Here is a 279-nt window from a genome sequence, read left to right on the forward strand (position 1 = left end):
GCGGTCCGTGGCCGACTGCAACTGGCCGACGTACTTGCCCATGCCGGCGTTGATCGTGCTGGCGATGTAGTTCGTCATGCGGGTGTAGTTGTCACCCTGCGTCAGCGAGTTCGAGCTGCTGTTGTGGCCCGCGCGGCAGCCGAAGTACGAGCCCCCCGGTACCGGGTTGGTGATCAGGTCGATGCCGGCCTGGATCAGCGACTGCAGTTCGGCCGAGCTGTACGTCTGGTTGGCGTACGACTTCTTCGTGCCCACCACGCCGTAGATCTGTTTGTTCAG

At 63.1% G+C, this 279-nt stretch carries 1 protein-coding gene; it reads right to left on the reverse strand.

All coding sequences use genetic code 11. The annotated features are described in order from the left end of the window. On the reverse strand, nucleotides 1-279 hold a 279-nt coding region (locus RVY79_RS19230; RefSeq protein ID WP_317466162.1), incomplete at both ends, for a hypothetical protein.

Source organism: Chromohalobacter sp. HP20-39 (genome assembly GCF_033052815.1).
GTDB lineage: Bacteria > Pseudomonadota > Gammaproteobacteria > Pseudomonadales > Halomonadaceae > Chromohalobacter.